Source organism: Micromonospora sp. WMMD1274, assembly GCF_049179035.1.
In the GTDB taxonomy this organism is placed as follows: domain Bacteria; phylum Actinomycetota; class Actinomycetes; order Mycobacteriales; family Micromonosporaceae; genus Micromonospora; species Micromonospora tulbaghiae.
In genome coordinates this window covers 3,219,110-3,239,705 of sequence record NZ_JBMHMG010000001.1, presented here as the reverse complement: position 1 = coordinate 3,239,705, position 20,596 = coordinate 3,219,110, and the positions used below count along the sequence as shown (strand labels likewise).

The 20,596-nt window shown below is 72.5% G+C and carries 24 protein-coding genes, 3 tRNA genes and 1 pseudogene; 21 read left to right on the top strand and 7 right to left on the bottom strand.

Annotated elements, in window-relative coordinates; translation table 11 throughout:
- The first annotated feature begins 6 nt into the window (after window positions 1-6).
- From ACN27D_RS15180 to ACN27D_RS15155, 6 genes are read left to right on the top strand one after another with little or no spacing between them, the layout of a single operon-like run.
- Window positions 7-852: a type II secretion system F family protein gene (locus ACN27D_RS15180; protein WP_120574048.1), complete on the top strand. Its 846-nt coding sequence runs from the start codon at window positions 7-9 to the stop codon at window positions 850-852.
- 23 nt (window positions 853-875) lie between these two features.
- Complete coding sequence (locus ACN27D_RS15175) at window positions 876-1,085, top strand: hypothetical protein (RefSeq protein ID WP_013283462.1); 210 nt, start codon at window positions 876-878, stop codon at window positions 1,083-1,085.
- Entirely contained in the window at window positions 1,085-1,567 is a 483-nt protein-coding gene (locus ACN27D_RS15170; protein WP_120574049.1) for a TadE family protein, read from the top strand. Before ACN27D_RS15175 ends, ACN27D_RS15170 begins: the two co-directional genes overlap by 1 nt.
- The gene (locus ACN27D_RS15165) at window positions 1,564-2,037 is read left to right on the top strand and encodes a TadE/TadG family type IV pilus assembly protein (protein WP_358170812.1); all 474 of its coding nucleotides are present in this window, start codon (window positions 1,564-1,566) and stop codon (window positions 2,035-2,037) included. The genes ACN27D_RS15170 and ACN27D_RS15165 overlap by 4 nt, the downstream gene beginning before the upstream one ends.
- The gene (locus tag ACN27D_RS15160; protein ID WP_120572243.1) at window positions 2,034-2,465 is read left to right on the top strand and encodes a pilus assembly protein TadG-related protein; all 432 of its coding nucleotides are present in this window, start codon (window positions 2,034-2,036) and stop codon (window positions 2,463-2,465) included. The genes ACN27D_RS15165 and ACN27D_RS15160 overlap by 4 nt, the downstream gene beginning before the upstream one ends.
- A gap of 15 nt (window positions 2,466-2,480) precedes the next feature.
- The gene (locus tag ACN27D_RS15155) at window positions 2,481-3,497 is read left to right on the top strand and encodes a LysM peptidoglycan-binding domain-containing protein (protein WP_358170810.1); all 1,017 of its coding nucleotides are present in this window, start codon (window positions 2,481-2,483) and stop codon (window positions 3,495-3,497) included.
- 1 nt (window position 3,498) lies between these two features.
- Here ACN27D_RS15155 and ACN27D_RS15150 read toward each other — a convergent pair whose 3' ends face one another.
- Window positions 3,499-4,350, bottom strand: coding sequence for a Rieske 2Fe-2S domain-containing protein (locus ACN27D_RS15150; RefSeq protein WP_120572245.1), 852 nt, complete (start codon window positions 4,348-4,350; stop codon window positions 3,499-3,501).
- Window positions 4,351-4,460: 110 nt separating this feature from the next.
- On the opposite strand from ACN27D_RS15150, the gene ACN27D_RS15145 reads away from it, so the two are divergent.
- From ACN27D_RS15145 to ACN27D_RS15135, 3 genes are read left to right on the top strand one after another with little or no spacing between them, the layout of a single operon-like run.
- On the top strand, window positions 4,461-4,670 hold the full coding sequence (locus tag ACN27D_RS15145; RefSeq protein ID WP_030500628.1) for a type II toxin-antitoxin system VapB family antitoxin: 210 nt from the start codon (window positions 4,461-4,463) through the stop codon (window positions 4,668-4,670).
- Window positions 4,667-5,092 (top strand): PIN domain nuclease, encoded by a 426-nt coding sequence (locus ACN27D_RS15140; RefSeq protein ID WP_358170809.1) that lies wholly within the window; start codon window positions 4,667-4,669, stop codon window positions 5,090-5,092. The genes ACN27D_RS15145 and ACN27D_RS15140 overlap by 4 nt, the downstream gene beginning before the upstream one ends.
- A gap of 40 nt (window positions 5,093-5,132) precedes the next feature.
- A complete protein-coding gene (locus ACN27D_RS15135; protein WP_120572247.1) occupies window positions 5,133-5,897 on the top strand; it encodes a crotonase/enoyl-CoA hydratase family protein in 765 nt (254 codons plus the stop codon).
- Between the two features lie 4 nt (window positions 5,898-5,901).
- Here ACN27D_RS15135 and ACN27D_RS15130 read toward each other — a convergent pair.
- Window positions 5,902-7,386, bottom strand: a pseudogene (locus ACN27D_RS15130) (dihydrolipoyl dehydrogenase family protein).
- Between the two features lie 92 nt (window positions 7,387-7,478).
- On the opposite strand from ACN27D_RS15130, the gene ACN27D_RS15125 reads away from it, so the two are divergent.
- A complete protein-coding gene (locus ACN27D_RS15125; RefSeq protein ID WP_358170807.1) occupies window positions 7,479-8,579 on the top strand; it encodes a serine hydrolase domain-containing protein in 1,101 nt (366 codons plus the stop codon).
- Window positions 8,580-8,929: 350 nt separating this feature from the next.
- On the opposite strand, the gene ACN27D_RS15120 is transcribed toward ACN27D_RS15125, so the two are convergent.
- Both ACN27D_RS15120 and ACN27D_RS15115 read right to left on the bottom strand, forming a co-directional pair.
- Complete coding sequence (locus ACN27D_RS15120) at window positions 8,930-10,252, bottom strand: cryptochrome/photolyase family protein (protein ID WP_358170805.1); 1,323 nt, start codon at window positions 10,250-10,252, stop codon at window positions 8,930-8,932.
- Window positions 10,249-11,175: a phytoene/squalene synthase family protein gene (locus ACN27D_RS15115; protein WP_128136589.1), complete on the bottom strand. Its 927-nt coding sequence runs from the start codon at window positions 11,173-11,175 to the stop codon at window positions 10,249-10,251. Before ACN27D_RS15115 ends, ACN27D_RS15120 begins: the two co-directional genes overlap by 4 nt.
- 64 nt (window positions 11,176-11,239) lie before the next feature.
- Between ACN27D_RS15115 and ACN27D_RS15110 the strand changes: the two genes are divergently transcribed.
- From ACN27D_RS15110 to ACN27D_RS15070, 9 genes are all read left to right on the top strand, one after another.
- The gene (locus tag ACN27D_RS15110) at window positions 11,240-12,394 is read left to right on the top strand and encodes a polyprenyl synthetase family protein (protein WP_358170803.1); all 1,155 of its coding nucleotides are present in this window, start codon (window positions 11,240-11,242) and stop codon (window positions 12,392-12,394) included.
- A gap of 29 nt (window positions 12,395-12,423) precedes the next feature.
- A complete protein-coding gene (crtI, locus tag ACN27D_RS15105) occupies window positions 12,424-13,905 on the top strand; it encodes a phytoene desaturase family protein (RefSeq protein WP_358171369.1) in 1,482 nt (493 codons plus the stop codon).
- Entirely contained in the window at window positions 13,902-14,495 is a 594-nt protein-coding gene (idi, locus tag ACN27D_RS15100; protein WP_358170802.1) for an isopentenyl-diphosphate Delta-isomerase, read from the top strand. The genes crtI and idi overlap by 4 nt, the downstream gene beginning before the upstream one ends.
- Window positions 14,485-15,432, top strand: coding sequence for a MerR family transcriptional regulator (locus tag ACN27D_RS15095; protein WP_358170800.1), 948 nt, complete (start codon window positions 14,485-14,487; stop codon window positions 15,430-15,432). Before idi ends, ACN27D_RS15095 begins: the two co-directional genes overlap by 11 nt.
- 76 nt (window positions 15,433-15,508) lie before the next feature.
- Window positions 15,509-16,297 (top strand): polysaccharide deacetylase family protein, encoded by a 789-nt coding sequence (locus ACN27D_RS15090; protein WP_358170799.1) that lies wholly within the window; start codon window positions 15,509-15,511, stop codon window positions 16,295-16,297.
- Between the two features lie 143 nt (window positions 16,298-16,440).
- Window positions 16,441-16,513: transfer RNA gene (locus tag ACN27D_RS15085), tRNA-Glu, on the top strand.
- Between the two features lie 33 nt (window positions 16,514-16,546).
- A tRNA-Asp gene (locus tag ACN27D_RS15080) sits at window positions 16,547-16,620 on the top strand.
- Between the two features lie 76 nt (window positions 16,621-16,696).
- Window positions 16,697-16,770, top strand: a tRNA-Phe gene (locus ACN27D_RS15075).
- A 256-nt stretch (window positions 16,771-17,026) separates the two neighbouring features.
- Window positions 17,027-17,353, top strand: a complete 327-nt coding sequence (locus ACN27D_RS15070; RefSeq protein WP_358170798.1) for a tyrosine-type recombinase/integrase — start codon at window positions 17,027-17,029, stop codon at window positions 17,351-17,353.
- Here the strand turns inward: ACN27D_RS15070 and ACN27D_RS15065 are convergent.
- Entirely contained in the window at window positions 17,350-17,676 is a 327-nt protein-coding gene (locus ACN27D_RS15065) for a hypothetical protein (RefSeq protein ID WP_120572257.1), read from the bottom strand. The two genes, ACN27D_RS15070 and ACN27D_RS15065, sit on opposite strands and share 4 nt — an antisense overlap.
- A gap of 627 nt (window positions 17,677-18,303) precedes the next feature.
- Here ACN27D_RS15065 and ACN27D_RS15060 point away from each other — a divergent pair.
- Both ACN27D_RS15060 and ACN27D_RS15055 read left to right on the top strand, forming a co-directional pair.
- On the top strand, window positions 18,304-18,522 hold the full coding sequence (locus ACN27D_RS15060) for a hypothetical protein (RefSeq protein WP_244933153.1): 219 nt from the start codon (window positions 18,304-18,306) through the stop codon (window positions 18,520-18,522).
- Window positions 18,523-18,551: 29 nt separating this feature from the next.
- The gene (locus tag ACN27D_RS15055) at window positions 18,552-19,037 is read left to right on the top strand and encodes a tyrosine-type recombinase/integrase (protein ID WP_120572258.1); all 486 of its coding nucleotides are present in this window, start codon (window positions 18,552-18,554) and stop codon (window positions 19,035-19,037) included.
- 7 nt (window positions 19,038-19,044) lie between these two features.
- On the opposite strand, the gene ACN27D_RS15050 is transcribed toward ACN27D_RS15055, so the two are convergent.
- Window positions 19,045-19,371, bottom strand: coding sequence for a hypothetical protein (locus tag ACN27D_RS15050; RefSeq protein ID WP_120572259.1), 327 nt, complete (start codon window positions 19,369-19,371; stop codon window positions 19,045-19,047).
- A gap of 272 nt (window positions 19,372-19,643) precedes the next feature.
- Entirely contained in the window at window positions 19,644-20,540 is an 897-nt protein-coding gene (locus ACN27D_RS15045; protein ID WP_358170796.1) for a LysR family transcriptional regulator, read from the bottom strand.
- Window positions 20,541-20,596 lie beyond the last annotated feature (56 nt).

The following is a 20,596-nucleotide window of genomic DNA, read 5'->3' as shown; positions in this document are numbered from 1 at the left end:
TGGCAGATGGCGATCGGGGTGCTCGGCGGGTGCGCGGTCGGGCTCGGGCTGTTCCTGGTCGTGCGCGAGGCGCTGCCGGCCACCCCGGCGCTCGGCCCGGCGCTGCGCCGGCTGCACCAGCCACCCGGCCAGCCCCCGGCCGCCGGCGCCGGACCGGACTGGCTCGGCGGGTTCGCCCGCTGGCTGCGCCCGCCGCACCGTCAGCTCGCGCTGCTCGACCGCACCCCCGAGCAGTACGCCCTGTCCGTGCTGCTGTCGGCGCTCGTCGGGTTCGCCACCCCGGCGGTCGCCTCGGCGGTGCTCTTCGTCGGCGGGGTGGCGCTGCCGGTGGCCGTACCGGTGGTGGCCAGCCTGGGCCTGGCGCTCGGCGCCGGACTGCTCGCGCACCGCGCGGTGCTCGCCAAGGCGGACGCCGCCCGGGACGAGTTCCGGCAGGCGGTCTGCACCTACCTCGACCTGGTGGCGTTGCAGCTCTCCGCCGCGCACGGCCCGGTGCAGTCGCTGGAGCGCGCGGCGGCGGTCTGCGACGGCTGGGTCTTCGACCGGATCCGGGAGGCGCTGCGGCTCGCCCAGCTCCAGATGCACTCGCCCTGGGACGAGTTGCAGGAGCTGGCCGAGCGGATCGGCATCCCGGAGCTGGGCGACGTGGGCGCCATCATGCGCTCCTCCGGCAGCGAGGGCGCCCAGGTGCACGAGACGTTGCGGTCCCGCGCCGACTCGCTGCGCGACCAGATCCGCACCGACAACCTGGCCCGGGCCGAGGGGGTCACCAGCAAGTTGGACATCCCCGGCTCGCTGCTGGTGTTCGTCCTGCTCGGCTTCGCCGTCTATCCGTTCCTCGCCCGCCTGTGAACCCACCCGAGAAGGAGACGACCATGCACCTCTACGCCTACCTGTACGTGGCGGTGAGCACCCGCCTCGCCGAGCTGCGCCGGGACTCCGAGCGCGGCGACAGCCCGGTGCCGACCGCGGTGATCATCTTCGGCCTGGTCGCGGTGGCCATGGCGGTCACCGGGCTCGCCCTGGCCAAGGCGAACAACTGGATGAACGCCATCCCGAACAACACGGCGCCGCAGGCCCCGTGATGCCCAGCCCCGCCCGTACGGTCCGGAGCCGGCCGGCGTCTGCCGGCCGGCCCGCCGGCCCGCCCGGTCCGGGGCGGTTCGCCGCTGCCCTGCGCGCCCGCCTGGCCGAGGGTGAGCGGGGCGCCAACCCGGTCGAGCTGGCCGTGGTGATGCCGGTGATCCTGGTGATGCTGTTCGGCTCGATCCAGGTCGCCGTCTGGTTCGTGGCCCGGTCCACCGCGCTGAACGCCGCGCAGACCGCTGTCAACGCCCAGCGCACGATCGACGCCGGGCCGGACGCCGGACGGCAGCGGGCGATCAGCTTCCTGCAACAGTCCGGGGACTGGCTGGTCGGCTGGGAGCAGACCGGCCCGACCTGCGTCGAGACCGCCACCGGCGTCACCTGCACGGTGCAGGGACGCTCCCTGTCGGTCATCCCGGGCGTCTCGTTCGAGGTCACGCAGACCGCGCACGGCCCGGCCGAACGCTGGACCACCGGATGAACGCCGGGCCGCGACGGGACCGGGGTTCCGTGTCGATCGAGGTGGCGGTGCTCGCGCCCGCCTTCATCGGCCTGATGATGCTGGCCGGCGTGGCCGGGCGGACCGCGGTCGCGGACGAGGCGGTGGAGTCGGCCGCCCACGACGCCGCCCGGGCCGCCTCGCTGGCCCGCAACGCCGACGACGGTGCGGAGGCCGCCGAGGCGGCGGCCCAGGACCAGCTCGGCTGGGCGGGGCTGAACTGCACCGGCCCACCCCGGATCGATCTCGCGGGCTCGGTGGCCGGGACGACGACGAGCTTCGCCGCCGCGTACCAGAGCGCCGCAGGCGTGCCGGCGACCGTGACGGTCACGGTGACCTGCACCGTCTCCTTCGACGACCTGAGCGCGCCCGGCCTGCCCGGCGTGCCGGGCGGCAAGACCGTCTCGGCGAGGTTCACCTCGCCGCTGGACACCTACCGGAGTCGCGGATGACCGGGCGGCGCGAGGCGGAGAGCGGCCGGGTGAGCCTGTTCCTGGCCGTGGCGATGACCGGCGTACTGGCGATCATCGGCCTGGCCTACGACGGCGCCGGTCAACTGCGCACACTCCAGCGCGCGGACAACCTGGCCGCCGAGGCGGCCCGCGCCGGCGGCCAGATGATCGACCGCGCGCGGGCCATCGAGGGCGGCCCGAAGCGGATCGACCAGGTCGCCGCCCGCGCCGCGGTCGCCGCCTACCTCGGCGCCGCCGGCGGCGTCCAGGACCACGAGGTCGACTTCCCCGTGGTCGGCACCGAGACCCAGATCCGGGTACGCGTGCAGATCACCTACAGCCGGGACCTGCTGAGTCTGTTCGGCGCACAGAAGACCGCCACCGTCACCGGTGAGGCCACCGCTCGGGCACTCACCGGCCCACCGTAGGAAGGGAAGGCCGCCATGGGCGCACCCCGACGCTCCCCCGTCCGCCGCGCCGGCCAGGTTCTCACCGGCCTCGGCGCCCTCGTCGTGCTCGTCGGCGTGCTGGCCGGCGGGCCGGTCGCGTTGCTGGCGTTCGCCGGCAACCCGCTGCCGGATCATCTGCCCACGCTGGCCGAGGTCGGTACGGCGTTGACCAGCCGCGACGACGGTCAACTCTTCCTGCGCGCGCTGGCCGTGGTGGGCTGGTTCGGCTGGGCCACGTTCGCGTTCTCCGTCGTGGTGGAGCTGCTCGCCGCGGCGGTACGCCGGCCGGCACCGAAGCTGCCCGGCATGCACCGCCAGCAGAAGGCCGCAGCCGCGCTCGTCGGTTCGGTCGCGCTGATCCTGGTCGCGAGCCCGGCCGCGGCGAGCGCCGCCGCACTGACCGCCCCGCAACCGGTGGTCGCCGCCGTCACCTCGCCGGCCGTGACCGCGAGCCAGGTCACCCCGTCGACCCCGGTCGCGGCGGAGGCGAGCGAACCGGCCGTGTACCGGGTGGCCAAGGGCGACTACCTGGGCGAGGTGGCCGACCGCTACCTGGACGACTTCGACAGATACAAGGAGCTGGCCCGGCTGAACCGGCTCGCCGACCCGGACCGGATCCGCCCGGGTCAGCTCATCACGCTGCCGGACGGCGCGACGGACTCGGGTGCCCGGCGGCACGCCACCGGACGGATCGTGGTCACCGAGCCGGCCGAGACGGCACCCGTCAAGCCCGGTGGCGGCGGTGCCTCCTCGACCACCCCGAAGGCGAAGCCCAAGCCCACGCCGCGCGACGCGACGCCCACCGTGGAGGCGCCTATCGGTCAGCCGCCGGCCATGTCGGCGGGCGCATCCCGGGCCACCGCCGAGGAGGGCATCAACCGTCCGCTGGCCATCTCGGCGGTGCTGGCCGTGGCGAGCATCGTGGGTGCGCAGATCGGCGCGCTGCTCGGGTTGCGCAAGCGGCCGGTGCCCGCCCGCGCGCTGTCGAGCGGACGGCACCGACGGGACTGACTCAGGGCAGCCGGGCCTCGACCTGGCCGGACACCACGCGGCTGGGCAGCACGATCTGGTCGTTGGCGGCCGGGCCGTGCACCACCTCGCCGCCGTCGAGCCGGAACGCGCTGCCGTGCCAGGGGCAGACCACGCAGGCGTGGCCGTCGATCTGCTCCACCTTGCCCTCGCCGAGCGGGCCACTCTGGTGGGGGCAGCGCTCCAGCATCACGCTGACGTCGTCGCCGTCCCGGTAGAGGATCACCGGGACGTCGTCGATCTTCTTGGTGACCAGTTCGTGCCGGGGCAGGCTGCCCAGGTCGCCGACCCGGTGCCACCCGTCGCTGATCAGGTGCATCTCGGAGACGCTCTGGCTGGCCTGGGCACCCTGCTTGTACGCGAGGTGCCCGCCCAGGTACGCCCCACCGCTCGCGGCGGACAGCCCCAGATAGGACAGCGTCCGGCCGAGCCCGTGCCGCCCGTTGAGCCGGGCCACCAGGGAGCCGGCGTACAGCGCCAGGCCGACCGTGTTGGCGGCGGCGTGCACCAGCCCGATCCGGCGCTGGTCGCGGGTGAGCGTGGCCCAGTCGTTGAGCCCGGCGACCGCCGCGGGCACCGCGCTGACCGTACCGAGACCCACCAGCGCGGTGGCGGCCCGGCGCTGGCCGGGCAGCAGATCCACCACGGCGGCGGAGATCCAGGCACCGACCGGCACCTGCACCATCGCGGGGTGCAGCGGATGGCCGAGCCACACCCCGTGCAGCGCGTCGCGCACCCGTTGCGAGCGCAGCGTGCCCTGGACGGCGCGCTGCAACCGGTCACCCACCCGGTCGAGACCGGTGGCCTGTTCGATCTTCGTCAGTAGTTCGCGCACCTGTTCCGACTTCCCGGCAGGAGAGCCCCCAAACCGGACGCCCCGGAATTCCCTCGCACGGAACCCCCGCCGGATATACTCAGGCGGTCGACCGTATATAGGGAGCCGCGGTGACCAAGATCCTGGTGGACGTCGACGACGAGGCGCTGGCGGATGCCGCCGAAGCATTCGGCACGAAGACCAAGAAGGACACGGTGAACGTCGCGCTCCGCGAGGGCGCGGCGAGACTGCGCCGCGCCCGCGCGCTGGCGGAACTGGCCGAGCGCGGGCAGGCCGGTGACTTCGACGAACTGCTCGACAAGGGCGCCTACCGCTCGTGAAGCTGGCCGACTACCTGATCGACACCAGTGCCCTCGTCCGGCTCCTGCGTGATCCGGACGTGCTGGCGCGCTGGGAGCAGCAGGTGACAGCGGGCCTGCTCGCCGTGTGCCCCCTGGTCGAGCTGGAGTTCCTCTACACCGCCCGGTCCGTCGCCGACCGGACGCGCCTGGCGGAGCAGCTCCGGGCCGCCTTCGGCTGGGTGGTGATGCCGGACCGGATCTACGAGCGCGCCGCCGAGATCCAGGGCGACCTGACCGCGCGGGGCACCCACCGCTCGGCGGGCGCCGTCGACCTGGTCATCGCCGCCACCGCCGAACACCACGGGCTCTCGCTGCTGCACTACGACCGGGACCTCGACCAGGTCGGAGCCGTCACCGGCCAGCCGATGCGCTGGCTGACCCGGCCCGGCACGATCAAATAGGCGGTAGCCACGACGACGCCGTCGCGGGCATGCTGAGCCCATGGGGGTACGCGTCGAGCACGCCGGTGCCGTGACCACTGTGATCCTGGACCGGCCCGAGGCACGTAACGCCGTGGACGGGCCGACCGCGCGAGCCCTGGCCGACGCGTTCCGCGCGTTCGACGCCGACCCGCACGCGGCGATCGCCGTGCTCTGGGGCGCGGGCGGCACGTTCTGCTCCGGTGCCGACCTCAAGGCCGTCGGCACGCCGCGCGGCAACCGGGTCGAGCCCGACGGCGACGGGCCGATGGGCCCCACCCGGATGCGACTGTCCAAGCCGGTGATCGCCGCGATCTCCGGGTACGCGGTGGCCGGCGGGCTGGAGCTGGCGCTCTGGTGCGATCTGCGGGTCGCCGAGTCGGACGCGACGCTCGGCGTGTTCTGCCGACGCTGGGGCGTACCGCTGATCGACGGCGGGACGGTCCGGCTGCCCCGGCTGATCGGCGAGAGCCGCGCGATGGACCTGATCCTCACCGGCCGTCCGGTGCGCGCCGACGAGGCGGACGCGATGGGTCTGGTCAACCGGCTGGTCGCGCCCGGTGAGGCTCGCGCGGCGGCCGAGGAACTGGCCGCCGGGATCGCCCGGTCCCCGCAGACGTGCCTGCGCAACGACCGGGCGGCGGTGCTGGCCGGCACGGGGCTGCCGGAGCCGGAGGCGATGGCGGCCGAGCTGACCTACGGCCTGGAGTCGCTCGCGGTGGACGGGGTACGCGGCGCCGGCCGGTTCGCCGACGGCGCCGGCCGGCACGGCGCGCCGGCCGGCTGAGGCGTCACTTCAGCGCGCGCAACGCGTCCTCGATGGCCCTGTGGAACGTCGGGTACGCGTAGATCATGTGCCGGAGCTGGCTGATCGGCACCGCCGCGTGCACCGCCACGACGAGCGCGGAGAGCACCTCGCCACCGGCCGGTCCGGCCGACGTGGCACCGACGAGGACGCCCTGGTCGGCGTCGGCGATCAGCTTGATGAACCCGGCGTTGCCGGTCTTGTGGATCCAGCCCCGGGCCGACGAGGTGAGGTCGGCGTACCCGACCTGGACGTTGACGCCGCGCTCGCGGGCCTGCTGCTCGGTGAGGCCGACCGCGCCGACCTCAGGGTCGGTGAACGTGACCCGGGGCAGCGCCCGGTAGTCGGCCACCGGGACGCTGCCCGGCGCGGCAGTCGATCCGCCCGCGCTCATCGCGCCGCCGACCGCGCTGACCACCCCGGCCGCGCCGCCGACCACACTCGCGGTGCCGCTGGCGTCCGGGCCTCCCTTGGTACGCCGCATGTGGTCGAGCACGTCCGCCACCACGATGCCGGCCTGGTACATGGCGATGTGGGTGAACGCGCCCTCGCCGGTGAGGTCGCCGACGGCCTAGATCCCGTCGGTGACGTGCATCCGGTCGTTCACCGGCAGGTAGCGCTGCCCGGCGTCCACCCCGACGGTGTCCAGGCCCAGCTCCTCCAGGTGCGCCTTGCGGCCGGTCACCACGAGCAGCTTCTCGCCGGTGAACTCGGCGCCGTCGGCGTGCACGGTGAACGTGTCGCCGTCGTGGCCGACCCGGCCGGCCTTGACCCCGGTGCGGATCTCCACCCCGTCGGCGCGCAGCGCGTCGGCGGCCAGCGCGGACGCCTCCGGCTCCTCGACGGCGAGCACCCGGTCGGCCGCCTCGATCACCGTCACCCGGACGCCGAACCGGGCGAAGACCTGGGCGAGTTCCAGCCCGATCGCGCCGCCGCCGAGCACCAGCAGCGACCCGGGCAGTTCCTCCACCTCGATGGCCTGGTGGTTCGTCCAGTACGGCGTGTCGGCCAGCCCGTCGATCGGCGGGACCGAGGGCCGGGTGCCGGTGCCGAGAACCACGCCGTAGCGGGCCTGGAACACCTGGTCGCCGACGCGTACGCGGTTCGGGCCGTCGAGCCGCCCGCTGCCCCGGACGAACCGGCCGCCCTTGCCGGTGAACCGGTCCACCGCCACCTTGTCGTCCCAGGTGTCGGTGGCCTCGGCCCGGATCCGCTTCGCCACCGGCGCCCAGTCGGGCCGCACCTGGGCGGAACCGGCCAGCTCGTTGACCCGGTGCGCCTCGGCCAGCGCGTTCGCCGCCCGGATCATCATCTTGCTCGGCACGCATCCCCAGTAGGGGCACTCGCCGCCGACCAGGTCCCGTTCGATGCCGACCACGGTGAGGCCGGCCTCGGCGAGCCGCCCGGCCACCTCCTCGCCGCCGACGCCGAGCCCGACCACTACTACGTCCACCAGTTCCGGCTCCGCCATTCCGCAAGCATTCCGCACCTGCGGGGCACCGGCCACCGCACCGGCCCGGAATTCCCGCGCCGATAACGCATGCGACCACCTACCGTGGCCGCATGCGCGCGCGCTTCGCCCCGGTCCGGGACTGCTTCCACGGCCTGTTCTCGACCGGCCGCGAGACCGGCGCGTCGCTGTCGGTGTGGCACGACGGCGTACCGGTGATCGAACTGGTGGGTGGCACCACCGCCGCGGTGCCGCCCGGCACTGTCGTACCGGCCGCCGGGGCAGATTGTCCGTGGCTGCCGGACACGCTCGTCGACGTCTACTCGGTCGGCAAGCCGGTGGTCGCGCTCTGCCTGCTTCTGCTCGTCGATCGAGGGCGGGTCGACCTGGACGCGCCGGTGTCGGCGTACTGGCCGGAATTCCGCGCCCCGGCCACCGTGCGGCAGGTGCTCGCCCACACCGCCGGGTTGCCCGCCTTCCCGGTGCCCCGGCCCGCCACCGCGATCGCCGACTGGGACCTGCTCTGCGCCGACCTGGCCGCCGCCGACCCCGAGTGGACGCCGGGCGCCGTCGCGGGCGAGCACGCCTGGACGTACGGGCACCTGGTGGGCGAGCTGGTCCGCCGGGTGGACGGGCGGCCGGTGGGCCGGTTCCTGGCCGAGGAGATCGCCGGTCCGTGGCGTCTGGACCTGGCCTTCGGGCTGGACGAGGCGGACCGGCGGCGGTGCGCCGACCTGTCGTACGCCGATCCGGCCTGGCCGGACGCGATGCGCGGCGAGCCGGGCTCGTTGCGGGCGCGGGCGCTGGACAACCCGCCGGGAGGGCTGGATGTCGCGATGGTGAACAGCGACCTGTGGCGCGCCGCCGAGATCCCGGCGGTGAACCTGCACGCCACCGCCGCCGGGCTCGCCCGGCTGTACGCGGGCCTGCTCGCCGGCGGCACCCTCGACGGGGTACGGCTGTTCAGCCCGGAGCTGGTCGCGGAGGCGACGCGGGTGCAGTACTCCGGCCCGGACCTGCTGCTGGACCGGCCGGTGGACTGGACGCTCGGCATGCAGTGGGAGCCGGACGGCAGTTGGGGCATGGGCGGGATCGGCGGCAGCAGCGCCTGGGCCGACCCGGAGCGCGGCTACACCTTCGCGTACGCGACAGCCCGGCTGGCCGACCACGACCGGGTGGAGGAGCTGGTGGAGGCGTTGCACTCCTGCCTCTGATCTCCCGTCACGTTCGGTGATCCGGGGCGTCGTCACGCAGCGCATTCGGCCGGCCGGGCGGCGGTGTCTTCCCTTTTCCGCCTTTGCTCTGCAGCCATCGGCGCAGCACGGCGCCGAGCAGGGCTTTCCTCGCAGGTCCGAAACCCGCGCAAGACCGGGACGGTCACTTTCTGCAACCGATGCGGATATGGCTGCAGAGCAAAGGGGACGAGAGGCAGCAGGCCGCGGCGGGCAGGGAATCACTGAGCGTTACCCCGGCGGGCGGCGGGCCGCGACCGGGGGGCGGGCCGCGACCAGCGGGCGGCGGGCGGCGAGCGGCGAGCGGCGAGCGGCGAGCGGCAGCGTCAGCGTCAGCGGAGCCAGACCGGGTCGGTGCCGGACACCTCCAACGGCGGCGGGTAGTCGATCGTGCGGCGCACCTCGTCGGGCAGCCGCCACGGCTGGTGGACCGCCTTGCCCGCCACCGACGCAAGCTCCGGCACCCAGCGCCGTACGTACGCGCCGTCGGGGTCGTAGCGCTCGGCCTGCCGTACCGGGTTGAAGCCCCGGTACGGCCGGGTGTCGTTGCCGGTGCCGGCCACCCACTGCCAGTTGCCCGAGTTGTTGACCCGGTCGCCGTCGAGCAGCCACCGGAAGAAGACCTCCAGGCCGGGCCGCCAGTCCAGTCCGAGGTGCTTGGTCAGGTAGCCGGCGGTGATCAGGCGGGCCCGGTTGTGCATCCAGCCCTCGGCGCGCAACTGGCGCATGCCGGCGTCCACGATCGGCATGCCGGTCCGCCCCTCGGCCCAGGCGTCGAGCGCGTGCGGGTCGTCGCGCCAGTCCTCGCGCGCACCGCGCCGGTAGGCGACCGTGGACAGGTCGGGGAAACCGGCGACCACCTGGTGGTAGAAGTCGCGCCAGCAGAGCTGCCGGACGAAGGGTCCGTCCCGGTCACCCGCCCGGTTCGCCACCGCCAGCGGCGACACACACCCGAAGCGCAGGTACGGGCTGAGCCGCGAGGTCTCGTCGCCGGCCATGTCGTCGTGGATGTCGTCGTACCGATGGAGGGTGGGCAGCCAGGCGGTGAGCCGGCGCCCGGCGACGGTCTCGCCACCGACGGCGGCATCCGGGCTGTCGCCCCTCGGCGGGTCGGGCAGCCGGCCGGGGTCGACGCCGTCGGGCAGCCGGACCCGCTTCGGCGCGGCCAGCTCGTCGCGCCACCGCACGCCCTGCCAGGCCCGGAAGTAGGGGCTGAAGACGCGGTAGTGGTCGCCGCCACCGGGGCGCAGCGCACCGGGCTCGACGATCGTGAGGCCGGGGAACACGCGCAGGAACATCCGGTGCCGCTCGCACTCGGCACGCAGGCGGCGTTCCCGGCGGTGGGCGTAGCGGCTCACGTCGGCGGAGAGCCCGATGCCCTCGGCGCCCACCTTCCGCGCCAGCGCGACCGTCTCGGCCACCGGATCGCCGCGCCTGATCACCAGGTCGCCGCCGCGCCTGCGGAGCGCCTCGCGCAGGTCGGCCAGGCTCTGGTGCAGGAACCGGGTGCGGTTGGGCGAGAGCCTCTGCAACGCCGGGTCGAGCACGTAGAGCGGCACCACCCGGTCGAATGCGGAGCAGGCGGCGGCGAGCGCCGGATGGTCGTGCACCCGCAGGTCGCGGGTGAACAGCACCACCGCCGTCCGGCCGGTCATCCGGCCAGGGCCGGTTCCAGTGCCGGGCCGGGCACCCGCACCGGCGTGCCCGACGGGGTGAGCAGCGCCCGCGCGGCCACCGCCATCCGGCGCCGCCGCGGCACCAGGGCACGGCGGACGAAGACGTCGTAGTCCTGCGCGGCCACCTCGTCGAGGATGCCGCCGTAGAGCGCGTACGCGGTGCGCATGCACGCCTGCGAGGCGGGATCGAGCAGCGGGATGCCCGGCGCGGCGGCGACGTAGTGGGCCTGGGCGCGGGTCACCTCGTACTCGATCAGCTCGCGGATGCGCGGCGTGGTGCGGCCGGCGGCCTTGGCGGCGAGCAGGTCGTCACGGGTCAGGTCGAACTTGGCCATGTCCTCGTCGGGCAGGTAGGTCCGGCCCCGGTCCAGGTCCTCGGAGACGTCCCGGATGAAGTTGGTGAGCTGGAACGCGAAGCCGAGCTGACGGGCGGGCTCGCGGGCGGCGGCCGGGTCGGAGCTGCCGAGGATCGGCAGCATCATGGTGCCGATGACCGCGGCCGAGCCCTCCATGTAGTCGAGCAGGTCGTCGTAGGTCGGGTACGACATGACCGTCAGGTCCATCGCCATGCTGCGCAGGAACGACGCGAAGTCGTCGCGGTCCAGGTCGAACACGGCGATGGTGTGCAGCACGGCCGGCAGCAGCGGGTCGTCGACCGACGCACCGTGCAGCCCGGCGACGAATCGATCCGACCACTCGCGCAGCCTGGCGGCTCGCTCGGCCGGCGGCAGGTCCTCGGTGCGGTCGACGATCTCGTCCGCGTAGCGGGTGAATCCATACAAGGCGTGCACATGCCGCCGTTTCCAGGCGGGAAGCAGCCGGGTGGCGAGATAGTAGGTACGGCCGTGACGCCGGTGCAGCTCGCGGCAGCGGTCATAGGCAGCGGTCAGATCCGTGTCCATCGGCCCTCCTCAGTTTCGACGCAGCAATCGACGCAACTCGTAACCCTAGGGTACGCTCGCCCACATGGCCAACGACGCAGTTGCGGGTAATGCGCTCCGCGTCGCGCCGGCTCAGCCCGGGGCGACGGACGATCCGGTCCGCGGCGTACTGGCCGCGTTCACGAAAGACCTGATCAAAGGGGTCGATGAGACGCTCGCGGCGTTCCTGGCCGCGGAAGTCGAATCGCTCACCGAGATCGACGCAGCGATGGGTGGTTTCGCCGCGACGGCGCGCGACTGCGTGCTGGCCGGCGGCAAGCGGGTCCGCCCCACGTTCGCGTACTGGGGATGGCGGGGCGTGGTCGGCGGGGAGGAACCGCTGCGCTCGGTGCTCCCGGCCCTGTCCGCGCTCGAACTGCTGCACACGTTCGCGCTGGTGCACGACGACGTGATGGACGCCTCCGACACCCGGCGAGGACTGCCCACCGCGCACCGGGCCGCCGCCGCCCGGCACCGGGCCGCCGGACACACGGGCGACCCCGACCGGTACGGCGAAGCCGTCGCCGTCCTCATCGGCGACCTCTGCATGGTGTGGGCCGACCGGCTGATGGCACACGCGGCGGTCCCGGCGGACCGGCTGCTCGACGTGCGCCGCTGCTACGACCAGATGCGGGTCGAGACGGTCGCCGGGCAGTTCCTGGACGTGCTCGGCGAGAACGACTCGGCGAACTGGACCGTCGACCGGGCGCTGCGGGTGGCGCGGTACAAGACCGCCAGCTACACCGTCCAGCGTCCGCTGCTGTTCGGCGCCTGCCTGGCCGGCGCCGACGCGGACGACCCGCTCATCGCCGCGTACACCCGGTACGGGCTGGCCGTCGGCGAGGCGTTCCAGCTCCGCGACGACCTGCTGGGCGTCTACGGCGACCCGCAGACCACCGGCAAGCCGGCCGGGGACGACCTGCGTACCGGCAAGCCGACCGCGCTGCTGATGTTGGCCCGGCAGCTCGCCGACCCGGCGCAGCGCCGCGCCCTGGAGCGGGCCGGCTCGGTCACCTCGGCACGCGAGGTGGACCGGCTGGCCGACGTGGTCCGCGACACCGGGGCCACGGCCCGGGTGGAGCGGATGATCTCCGACCGGGTGACCGAGGCGCTCGCCGCGCTCGGCACCGCACCGATCGACGAGACGGCGCGCACCGCGCTGACCGGCCTCGCCACCGCCGCCACGGCGCGGCGGGCATGATGAGCAACTTCGTGAGCAAGGGGGCCGGAATGCGTACCGTCAAGGGACGGACCGACCGGGTGGTAGTGGTCGGCGCCGGGCTGGGTGGGCTGGCCTGCGCGCTGCACCTGGCCGGCAGCGGCCGGCAGGTGACGGTGCTGGAACGCGAGCCGGTGCCGGGCGGGCGCGCCGGGCGGCTCAGCGTCGACGGGTACGAGTTCGACACCGGCCCGACCGTCCTCACCATGCCCGACCTGATCGCCGAGGCGGTCGGCGCGGTGGGCGAGGAGCTGACCGACTGGCTCGACCTGAGCCCGCTCGACCCGGCGTACCGCGCCTACTACCCGGACGGGTCGACGCTCGACGTCATCACCGACACCACCCGGATGGCCGCCGAGATCGCCCGCGTCTGCGGCCCCCGGGAGGCCGACGGCTACCTGCGTTTCGTCGACTACGCGCGCAACCTGTGGCAGTGGGAACGGGCCGACTTCATCGAGCGCAACCTCGACGCGCCGACCGACCTGCTCACCGGCAACCTGTTGAAGCTGTTCGCCAACGGCGCCTTCCGGCGACTCCAGACGAAGATCAACCAGTTCTTCCGTGACCCGCGTACCCAGCGGATCTTCTCCTTCCAGGCCATGTACGCGGGCCTGTCGCCGCACGACGCGCTGGCGATCTACACGGTCATCGCGTACCTCGACTCGGTGGCCGGGGTGTGCTTCCCGCGCGGCGGCATCCACGCGGTCTCGCGTGGGATGGCCGGCGCGGCGGAGAAGCACGGCGTGCAGATCCGGTACGGCACCACGGTGACCCGGGTGGAGACCGCCAACGGCCGCGCCACCGGCGTCGTCACCGCGGACGGCGACTTCGTCCCCGCCGACACGGTCGTGCTCAACCCGGACCTGCCGGTCGCCTACCAGGATCTGCTGCCGCCCAGCCGGCAGCGCAAGCTGACCTACTCGCCGTCCTGCGTGGTGCTGCACATCGGTTCGACGCAGGGCTATGGCAAGATCGCCCACCACAACATCCACTTCGGGCGCTCCTGGAAGGGGACGTTCGACGAGGTGATCCGCCGAGGCGAGCTGATGACCGACCCGTCGCTGCTGGTGACGAACCCGAGCCGCACCGACCCGTCGGTGGCGCCGGCCGGGAAGCACACCTACTACGTGCTCGCACCGGTGCCGAACCTCGAACGCGCGCCGTTCGACTGGACGGGTGACCTGACGCAGCGGTACGCCGAGCAGCTCGTGACCACGCTCGAGGAGCGCGGCTACGTCGGCTTCGGCGACGGCATCGAGGTGATGGAGGCCGTCACCCCGGCCGACTGGGCGGCGCAGGGCATGGCCGCCGGCACCCCGTTCGCCGCCGCGCACAGCCTCTTCCAGACCGGCCCGTTCCGCCCCTCCAACCTGCACCGCACGCTGGACAACGTGGTGTTCGTCGGCTCCGGCACCCAGCCGGGCGTCGGCGTGCCGATGGTGCTGATCAGCGGCAAGCTCGCCGCCGCCCGGATCACCGGGACGATGTCGTGAGCGAACGGGAGACCCACCTGGTCGAGCTGGTCGACGACGACGGCCGGGTGGTCGGCGAGACCACCGTGGCGACCGCCCACCAGCCACCCGGACGGCTGCACCGCGCCTTCTCGGTGCTCCTCGTCGACCCCGAGGGGCGGGTGCTGTTGCAGCAGCGGGCCGCGGTCAAGACGCGGTTCCCGCTGCGCTGGGCGAACTCCTGCTGCGGCCATCCGCTGCCCGGCCAGTCGCTGTCCGAGGCCGCCAACCGGCGGCTCGCCGAGGAACTCGGCGTCGACCCGGTCGACCTCACCGAGGTGGGCGTCTACCTCTACTACGCGGAGGACCCGGCCACCGGACGCGTCGAGTTCGAGTACGACCACGTGCTGCGCGCCGACGTACCGGCCGACCTGGTCACGCGGCCCGACCCGGACGAGGTGGCCGACCTGCGCTGGGTCGACCCCGGCGCGGTGGTGGCCGACCTGGACGCCAACCCCCGCGAGTACGCCCCGTGGCTCGGCGGCGTGGTCAACCGGCTGCTGCACCCGACCGACGCGTCCCGGCCGGGCGTACCGGCCACCGAGGCACCGGAGCGGTCGGGTGGCCGATGAGGCGCTGAGCGCGGGGGCCGTCGCACGCCGACTGGGCGTGGCGGTCACCACGCTGCGTACCTGGCACCAGCGCTACGGTCTCGGCCCCAGCGAGCACGTGCCGGGCCACCACCGGCGCTACACGCCGGCCGACCTCGCCCAGCTGGAGATCATGCGCCGGCTGACCGCCGAGGGGGTGGCACCCGCCGAGGCCGCCCGCTGGGCCCGGCAGGCGCCGGCCGTGCTGCCTCCGGAGCGGCGCGGCCTCAAGGCGAGGGCCTCGACGGTACGCGACGGCGGCGGCACCACCATCCCGGTCGGGCGGGCCGGTCCGGCGGCGCGCGGGCTGGCCCGTGCCGCCATGCGACTGGACTCGGTGACCATCGGCCGGACCATCGCCGACGCGCTGGCCACCGACGGGGTGGTGGCGACCTGGGAGGGGCTGCTGCGGCCGGTGCTCGCCGGCATCGGGGAGCGGCACGCCGCCACCTCCGCGCTGATCGAGGTGGAACACCTCATGTCCCGGTGCGTCTCGGTGGCGTTCGCCACTGTGGCCCGGGCCCACCCGACCACGGGGCCGCCCCGGATCCTGCTCTCCTGCGCCGACGAGGAGCAGCACTCGCTGCCGCTGGAGGCGCTCGCCGCCGCACTGGCCGAGGCCGGTGTGAGTTATCGCATGCTCGGTGCCCGGGTGCCGGTACCCGCCCTGGTGGAGGCGGTCAACCGGACCGGCCCGGCGGCCGTGGTGCTCTGGTCGCACACCCGCGCGACGGCCGACCCCTGCCAGCTCACCGCGCTGCTGACCGTCCCGCGCCGGCCGCTGCTGGTGCTCGCCGCCGGGCCCGGCTGGCGGGCCGACTCGCTGCCGGCCGGGGTGGTCCGGCCGGTGGACCTGGCCGAGGCGTTGTCGCTGGCCTTGGCGGTACGGGACTCGCTGGACCAGTCGACGACGAGCTGAGCCCCTCTCCCGTTCCGGGTCGGCGTCCGCTACGGTCGGAAAGTCCGTCTGACCCCGACCCCTCCGGGAGCGACGAATGCGTCCACGCGCCCTGTCGGCGCTCGTTCTGGGCCTGGTGCTCCTCATCACCGGCTGCGGCGAAGCCGGCAAGTCACTCGAAAAGGCCGCCGCACCGCCGTCGGCCTCGGCGTCGCCGTCCCCGACGCCGGTGACGAAGCCCTCACCGACCCCCACCACTCCCGCGAAGCCGAAGCTGCGCCCGGCGCCGAAGAAGCTGCCGGCGGGCCTGCACCGAGCCAGCGGGAGCAACGGCGTGGCGCTCACCTTCGACGACGGGCCGGATCCCCGCTACACCCCGCAGATCCTGGCCCAGCTCCGGGCAGCCCGCGTGAAGGCCACCTTCTGCGTCGTCGGGCAGCAGGCCAAGCGCTACCCGGAGCTGGTCGCCCGGATCGTCCGCGAGGGGCACCAGCTCTGCAACCACAGCTGGCACCATGACGTGAACCTGGGCCGGCGCTCCGCCGCCGAGATCCGGGCCGACCTGGAACGGACGAACGAGGCCATCCACGCCGCCGCGCCCAAGGCGCCGATCACCTGGTTCCGCCAGCCCGGCGGCCGCTGGACGGCCGAGGAGGTCACGATCGCCAAGCAGATGGGCCTGCGCCCGCTGCACTGGAGCGTGGACCCGCAGGACTGGGACCACCCACCGGCGAAGACGATCATCAAGCGGGTGAAGGGTGCCACCCGGCACGGCTCGGTCGTGCTGATGCACGACGCGGGCGGCGACCGGGCCCAGACGATGGCCGCCTGCCGGCACCTGATTCCGGACCTGAAGCGGAGATTCGGCATCGCCCTACCGCGCTGAACTGCGGTTTTACGCCGCTCCACGGCCAGGCCCATACCGGTTTGGTCGTCCGCGCAGGCATGACATATGCTTCTCCTGCCTCCGGCGGGGCCGGATGGGAGCAAGTCCGCTTGAAGTTGCGAGTGTGCAATGATGGCGGGGCCGCCCTCATCGTCTAGCGGCCCAGGACGCCGCCCTTTCAAGGCGGTAGCACGGGTTCGAATCCCGTTGGGGGCACGGTCCGGCTCGCGCCGGATGCAACACCAGCCAGGTCCTGTGGAGCAGTTGGAGTGCTCGCCGCCCTGTCAAGGCGGAGGTCGCGGGTTCAAGTCCCGTCAGGACCGCAAGCGCTGACGCCGCGCAGCTCGATGCGCGGCGTTCTGCGTATCGGCCCGTGCGGTAGCATGTGTCGAGCACCACGGCCAGGTAGCTCAGTTGGTACGAGCGTCCGACTGAAAATCGGAAGGTCGGCGGTTCGACCCCGCCCCTGGCCACATAGCCTTTCGCCGGGCTACAAAGGTCCCCACCAGCGGAAACGCCGGTGGGGACCTTGTTTTATGCCCTCGTCCGGCATCGAGCGGTGTTGCCCGTGGCTGACCCTCTTGGCCGCTGATTGCCGCCGCCTATCGCACGTAGATCGCACGCGTGCCCTTCCTCACACGGCGACCCGCGCAACCACTGACCACCGCACCATCCGGACGGAAATCCCCCATCTCTGTCGAAGATCCCCGCCCGGAGGGCAAACAGCTCTTGCATCCGTCAGCGTGGCCGGCCGGCCCGGCCGATGCCCGGCCGGAGGTCGCCAGCAGGCCGGGGCCGGGCCGGCGCGGTCCGCTTGCGGGCCGCCTTGATGACCTGACCTTCCACGACCTACGGCACACCGGGCAGACCCTCGCCGCGCAGACCGCGACCCTGGCCGACCTGATGAAGCGACTCGGGCACTCGTCCATGGCGGCGGCCCGCCGGTACCTGCACGCCGTCGACGGCCACGACCGCGAAATCGCCAAGGCCCTGTCCGAGCTGGCCGCGCACGGTGATGTCGCGCGACTGCCCCGGCACATCACCATGCGCGGCTAGCGGCGGAGCAGCGCCACCGATCCCGCCGCAGTCAGTAGAAGCAACAGGTACACCGCGATCAGGGCAACTCCAACTGGATAGGGCATAGGGATGAGGAACGTGGCCCCAAAACCGACCAGGCCCGCACCGCTCATGGCCTGGGCGCAGCCCATACGTACGGGCTGGGCCCGCTGGCTCGGCGTCGGGCGTGCCAACCGAATCCAGACTGCGGGAAACCGTCGTGACACAGCCACACGCACGCCGAGTACAACCCAGGCGAGGCCGAGGACCACGGCCGCAAGGCTCAAACCGGTCAAGACCGGGTCACCGTCATCCAGACTCATGCGCCCATCATCGAAGGCACGTCAAGGCCGCAATCGTCCGACAGATCGCACGACGACCTCGGGTGGCACTCTGAACTGCGGAAATGTAGATGCCTGAAAATCGGAAGGTTGGCGGTTCGACCCCGCCCCTGGCCACATAGCCCTTCGCCGGGCTACAGGAGCGCCGACCAGCGGAAACGCCGGTCGGCGTTCTGCTTTGCGCCTCACGGTCCCGCCTGTCCGGTCTGACCCTCGTTGACCCCGGAATCCCGCTCGGGGCCGGCCCTTATCGCACGTGGATCGCACGGCCGGCCGTCCTGCTAGTAGAGCATTCGGCTTGGCGACCGAAGAGTTATGAGATCAAAATGAGCGACCCGGCGACCTGGACACCTGGGCCTCTACCAGCGGAAACACCTCTCGGCATCTCTCACCACTCCCCCGCCGTCGTCGACCTCTTGCGGACTGGATGCGGACCGCTAGGACTAGCTGACGACCTGTTAGAAGAAGATCGCGGATGGCCGGTCAGGTGGTTGCGCGCCTGGTCAGCCCTTCTGGTGTTGTCGGGTGGCGTCGGCGTGAGCGGGTGGCCTTGGCTGTACGGCTACCGGTCGTGGCCAGAGCTGGCGCGCGTAACGTAGCGTCAATGGTATGACGACGGTGGTGGTTTCTCTCGTGGTGTTATTGGTGCTGGTGGGCGGGATTATCGCTTTCTTGGATCGGCGGCAGCGCAATCAGCTCGCTTCGGATGTGGATTCGACTGCTTCCCGCCAAGCTGCCAGCGACAAGCATCGGCACGACGCAAAGCGTCACTTAGCGTCCGGCATCTCGGAGAGGAACAAGATGCCCGACGGTGGCATCGGCCTGTAGGCGCACCTCACGCTCCGACAACCTCATATCTGCCATCCTCACTGTCTGCCGCCGACCCACACCACACCACCACCACACCGTGGGGAAGGGCGTTCGACAAAGATCCCAAGTCTGAGGCGGGGAAGCGCACGATTGCCATCCCGCCGCACGTCGTACCGCTGATCCGCCTGCATCTAGATGAGTACGCGGGCAAAGATCGCCTGTTCATCAGCCGTGACGGATCACCACTGCGGGGGGACACTTTGTATCAGGCGTTCGTTCGGGCGAGGAAGAAGGTAGGTCTAGATGATCTGACCTTCCACGACCTGCGGCACACAGGTCAGACTCTGGCCGCTCAGACTGGCGCGACGCTGGCGGACCTGATGAAGCGGCTCGGCCACTCGTCCATGGCGGCAGCACGTCGCTACCTGCACGCCGTTGACGGGCGTGATCGGGAGATCGCGAAAGCCCTCTCCGATCTGGCGGCGCATGGCGACGTTGCACGGCTGCCCCGGCACATCACGATGCGTGGCTGAGTGACGGTTAGCTCCGAGAGGGCAGGAACAAACCCACTGCACCAAGGGTCGTGAGCAGCGCTACTCCGAAAAGAACGTACTGACCCAGATAGGGCATGTCCAAAGCCACAACGACTTGCCCGGCAAGGAGACCTGCGCCCAACAACGCGATACCGCTACTGAGGCGAAATGCTTGGATCTGCTCGCTTGACGTCGGCTGTCCGGAGCTGGACTCAACCTTGTAGGGCCGTCGCGTCACCGCTAGCCGAAGGCCGAAGACGAGCAGCAGGACGCCCAGCGCCGCGAGCGCAAGTTGGATGGCAACAAACGTCCCGTTCGTGTCACGCAGGCTCATCAAGTCATCGTCCCATGTCGCACGGCGGTCTGAGGGTCCACCACCGCGGCGCTAGTTGCACACCCGTTGCACAACGGACTGCCGCGAGTCGCTGGGCTGCGGAAATGCGGGTGCCTGAAAATCGGAAGGTCGGCGGTTCGACCCCGCCCCTGGCCACATAGCCTTTCGCCGGGCTACAGGAACGCCGATCAGCGGAGACGCAGGTCGGCGTTCTGCTTTCTCCCGGCACGCCCGCCCGTCCGTCCGGTCCGGGCGTGGACGACGCGAGGTGGTCAGCCCAGGTGGGCCGCCTCCGCCCGCAGATGCTCGAGAAAGTGCGTGACGGCCGGCGACGGCGTCCTGCCCCGCACGGTCGCCGCGAATACCTGCCGTACCGACTCGTCGTCCGGATGCAGGCGTAGCAGGGCGATGTCCGGCGGGGTTCCGCGTACCGCCAGGGCCGGAACCAGGGCCACCCCCAGCCCGGCGGCGACGCATCCCAGCTTGCCGGTCCACTCGGCGGCGACGATGTCGATGCGCGGCGAGAAGCCGCTGGGCAGGCTTGCCCGGAGCAGGCTGTTCTCGGCGGTGGCCGAGCCCACGACGAACGCGTCCTGGGCGAGGTCCGCCAGGCGCACCGAGCGGCGGCGCGCGAGCCGGTGGTCGCGCGCGACCGCGACCAGGAGCCGCTCGTCGAGCAGATGTCGCAGGTCGAATCGTTCGCGATCCAGCTCGCCCGTGGGCGAGGTGCTGACCACTGCCACATCCGCCTCGTCCGCGAGCAGGCGCTCCAGCAGCCGCGGCGTCACGCCCTCGACCAGCGACAGCGAGATCTCGGGATGGGCCGAGCGGAACGACGCCATCGCCCGGGGTACGAGAGCCGCGACAGCGGTCGGGAAGGCGCCCACACGCAGCCGCCCTCGGCCGAGCCCGCGCAGGTCGTCGAGGTCACGCCGGGCCGCGTCGAGCCGGTCGAGGACCGCCTCGGCGTGCGGGAGCAGCTCTCGCCCCTCCTCGGTGAGGGCGACGCCGCGGGGCAGCCGGTCGAAGAGCCGAGCGCCGATGTCGGCCTCGAGCGCGGCGATCTGCCGGGAGACAGCCGACTGGGTGAAGCTGAGGGCGCGTGCGGCGGTAGTGATCGAGCCGTACCGCGCGACGGTGCGGAACACCTCCAGCAGCTGAGTCTCCATGGCAGGCATGGTAATCACGCATGGCAGACATGCGAGACATTCGTTGGTCGCATCGC

Coding starts and splice junctions, on each gene's coding strand:
- ACN27D_RS15180 (WP_120574048.1), top strand. CDS start 7: ATGGCGATCGGGGTGCTCGGCGGGTGCGCGGTCGGGCTCGGGCTGTTC.
- ACN27D_RS15175 (WP_013283462.1), top strand. CDS start 876: ATGCACCTCTACGCCTACCTGTACGTGGCGGTGAGCACCCGCCTCGCC.
- ACN27D_RS15170 (WP_120574049.1), top strand. CDS start 1,085: ATGCCCAGCCCCGCCCGTACGGTCCGGAGCCGGCCGGCGTCTGCCGGC.
- ACN27D_RS15165 (WP_358170812.1), top strand. CDS start 1,564: ATGAACGCCGGGCCGCGACGGGACCGGGGTTCCGTGTCGATCGAGGTG.
- ACN27D_RS15160 (WP_120572243.1), top strand. CDS start 2,034: ATGACCGGGCGGCGCGAGGCGGAGAGCGGCCGGGTGAGCCTGTTCCTG.
- ACN27D_RS15155 (WP_358170810.1), top strand. CDS start 2,481: ATGGGCGCACCCCGACGCTCCCCCGTCCGCCGCGCCGGCCAGGTTCTC.
- ACN27D_RS15135 (WP_120572247.1), top strand. CDS start 5,133: ATGGGGGTACGCGTCGAGCACGCCGGTGCCGTGACCACTGTGATCCTG.
- ACN27D_RS15125 (WP_358170807.1), top strand. CDS start 7,479: ATGCGCGCGCGCTTCGCCCCGGTCCGGGACTGCTTCCACGGCCTGTTC.
- ACN27D_RS15120 (WP_358170805.1), bottom strand. CDS start 10,252: ATGACCGGCCGGACGGCGGTGGTGCTGTTCACCCGCGACCTGCGGGTG.
- ACN27D_RS15115 (WP_128136589.1), bottom strand. CDS start 11,175: ATGGACACGGATCTGACCGCTGCCTATGACCGCTGCCGCGAGCTGCAC.
- ACN27D_RS15110 (WP_358170803.1), top strand. CDS start 11,240: ATGGCCAACGACGCAGTTGCGGGTAATGCGCTCCGCGTCGCGCCGGCT.
- crtI (WP_358171369.1), top strand. CDS start 12,424: ATGCGTACCGTCAAGGGACGGACCGACCGGGTGGTAGTGGTCGGCGCC.
- ACN27D_RS15090 (WP_358170799.1), top strand. CDS start 15,509: ATGCGTCCACGCGCCCTGTCGGCGCTCGTTCTGGGCCTGGTGCTCCTC.
- ACN27D_RS15065 (WP_120572257.1), bottom strand. CDS start 17,676: ATGAGTCTGGATGACGGTGACCCGGTCTTGACCGGTTTGAGCCTTGCG.
- ACN27D_RS15060 (WP_244933153.1), top strand. CDS start 18,304: ATGACGACGGTGGTGGTTTCTCTCGTGGTGTTATTGGTGCTGGTGGGC.
- ACN27D_RS15050 (WP_120572259.1), bottom strand. CDS start 19,371: ATGAGCCTGCGTGACACGAACGGGACGTTTGTTGCCATCCAACTTGCG.
- ACN27D_RS15045 (WP_358170796.1), bottom strand. CDS start 20,540: ATGGAGACTCAGCTGCTGGAGGTGTTCCGCACCGTCGCGCGGTACGGC.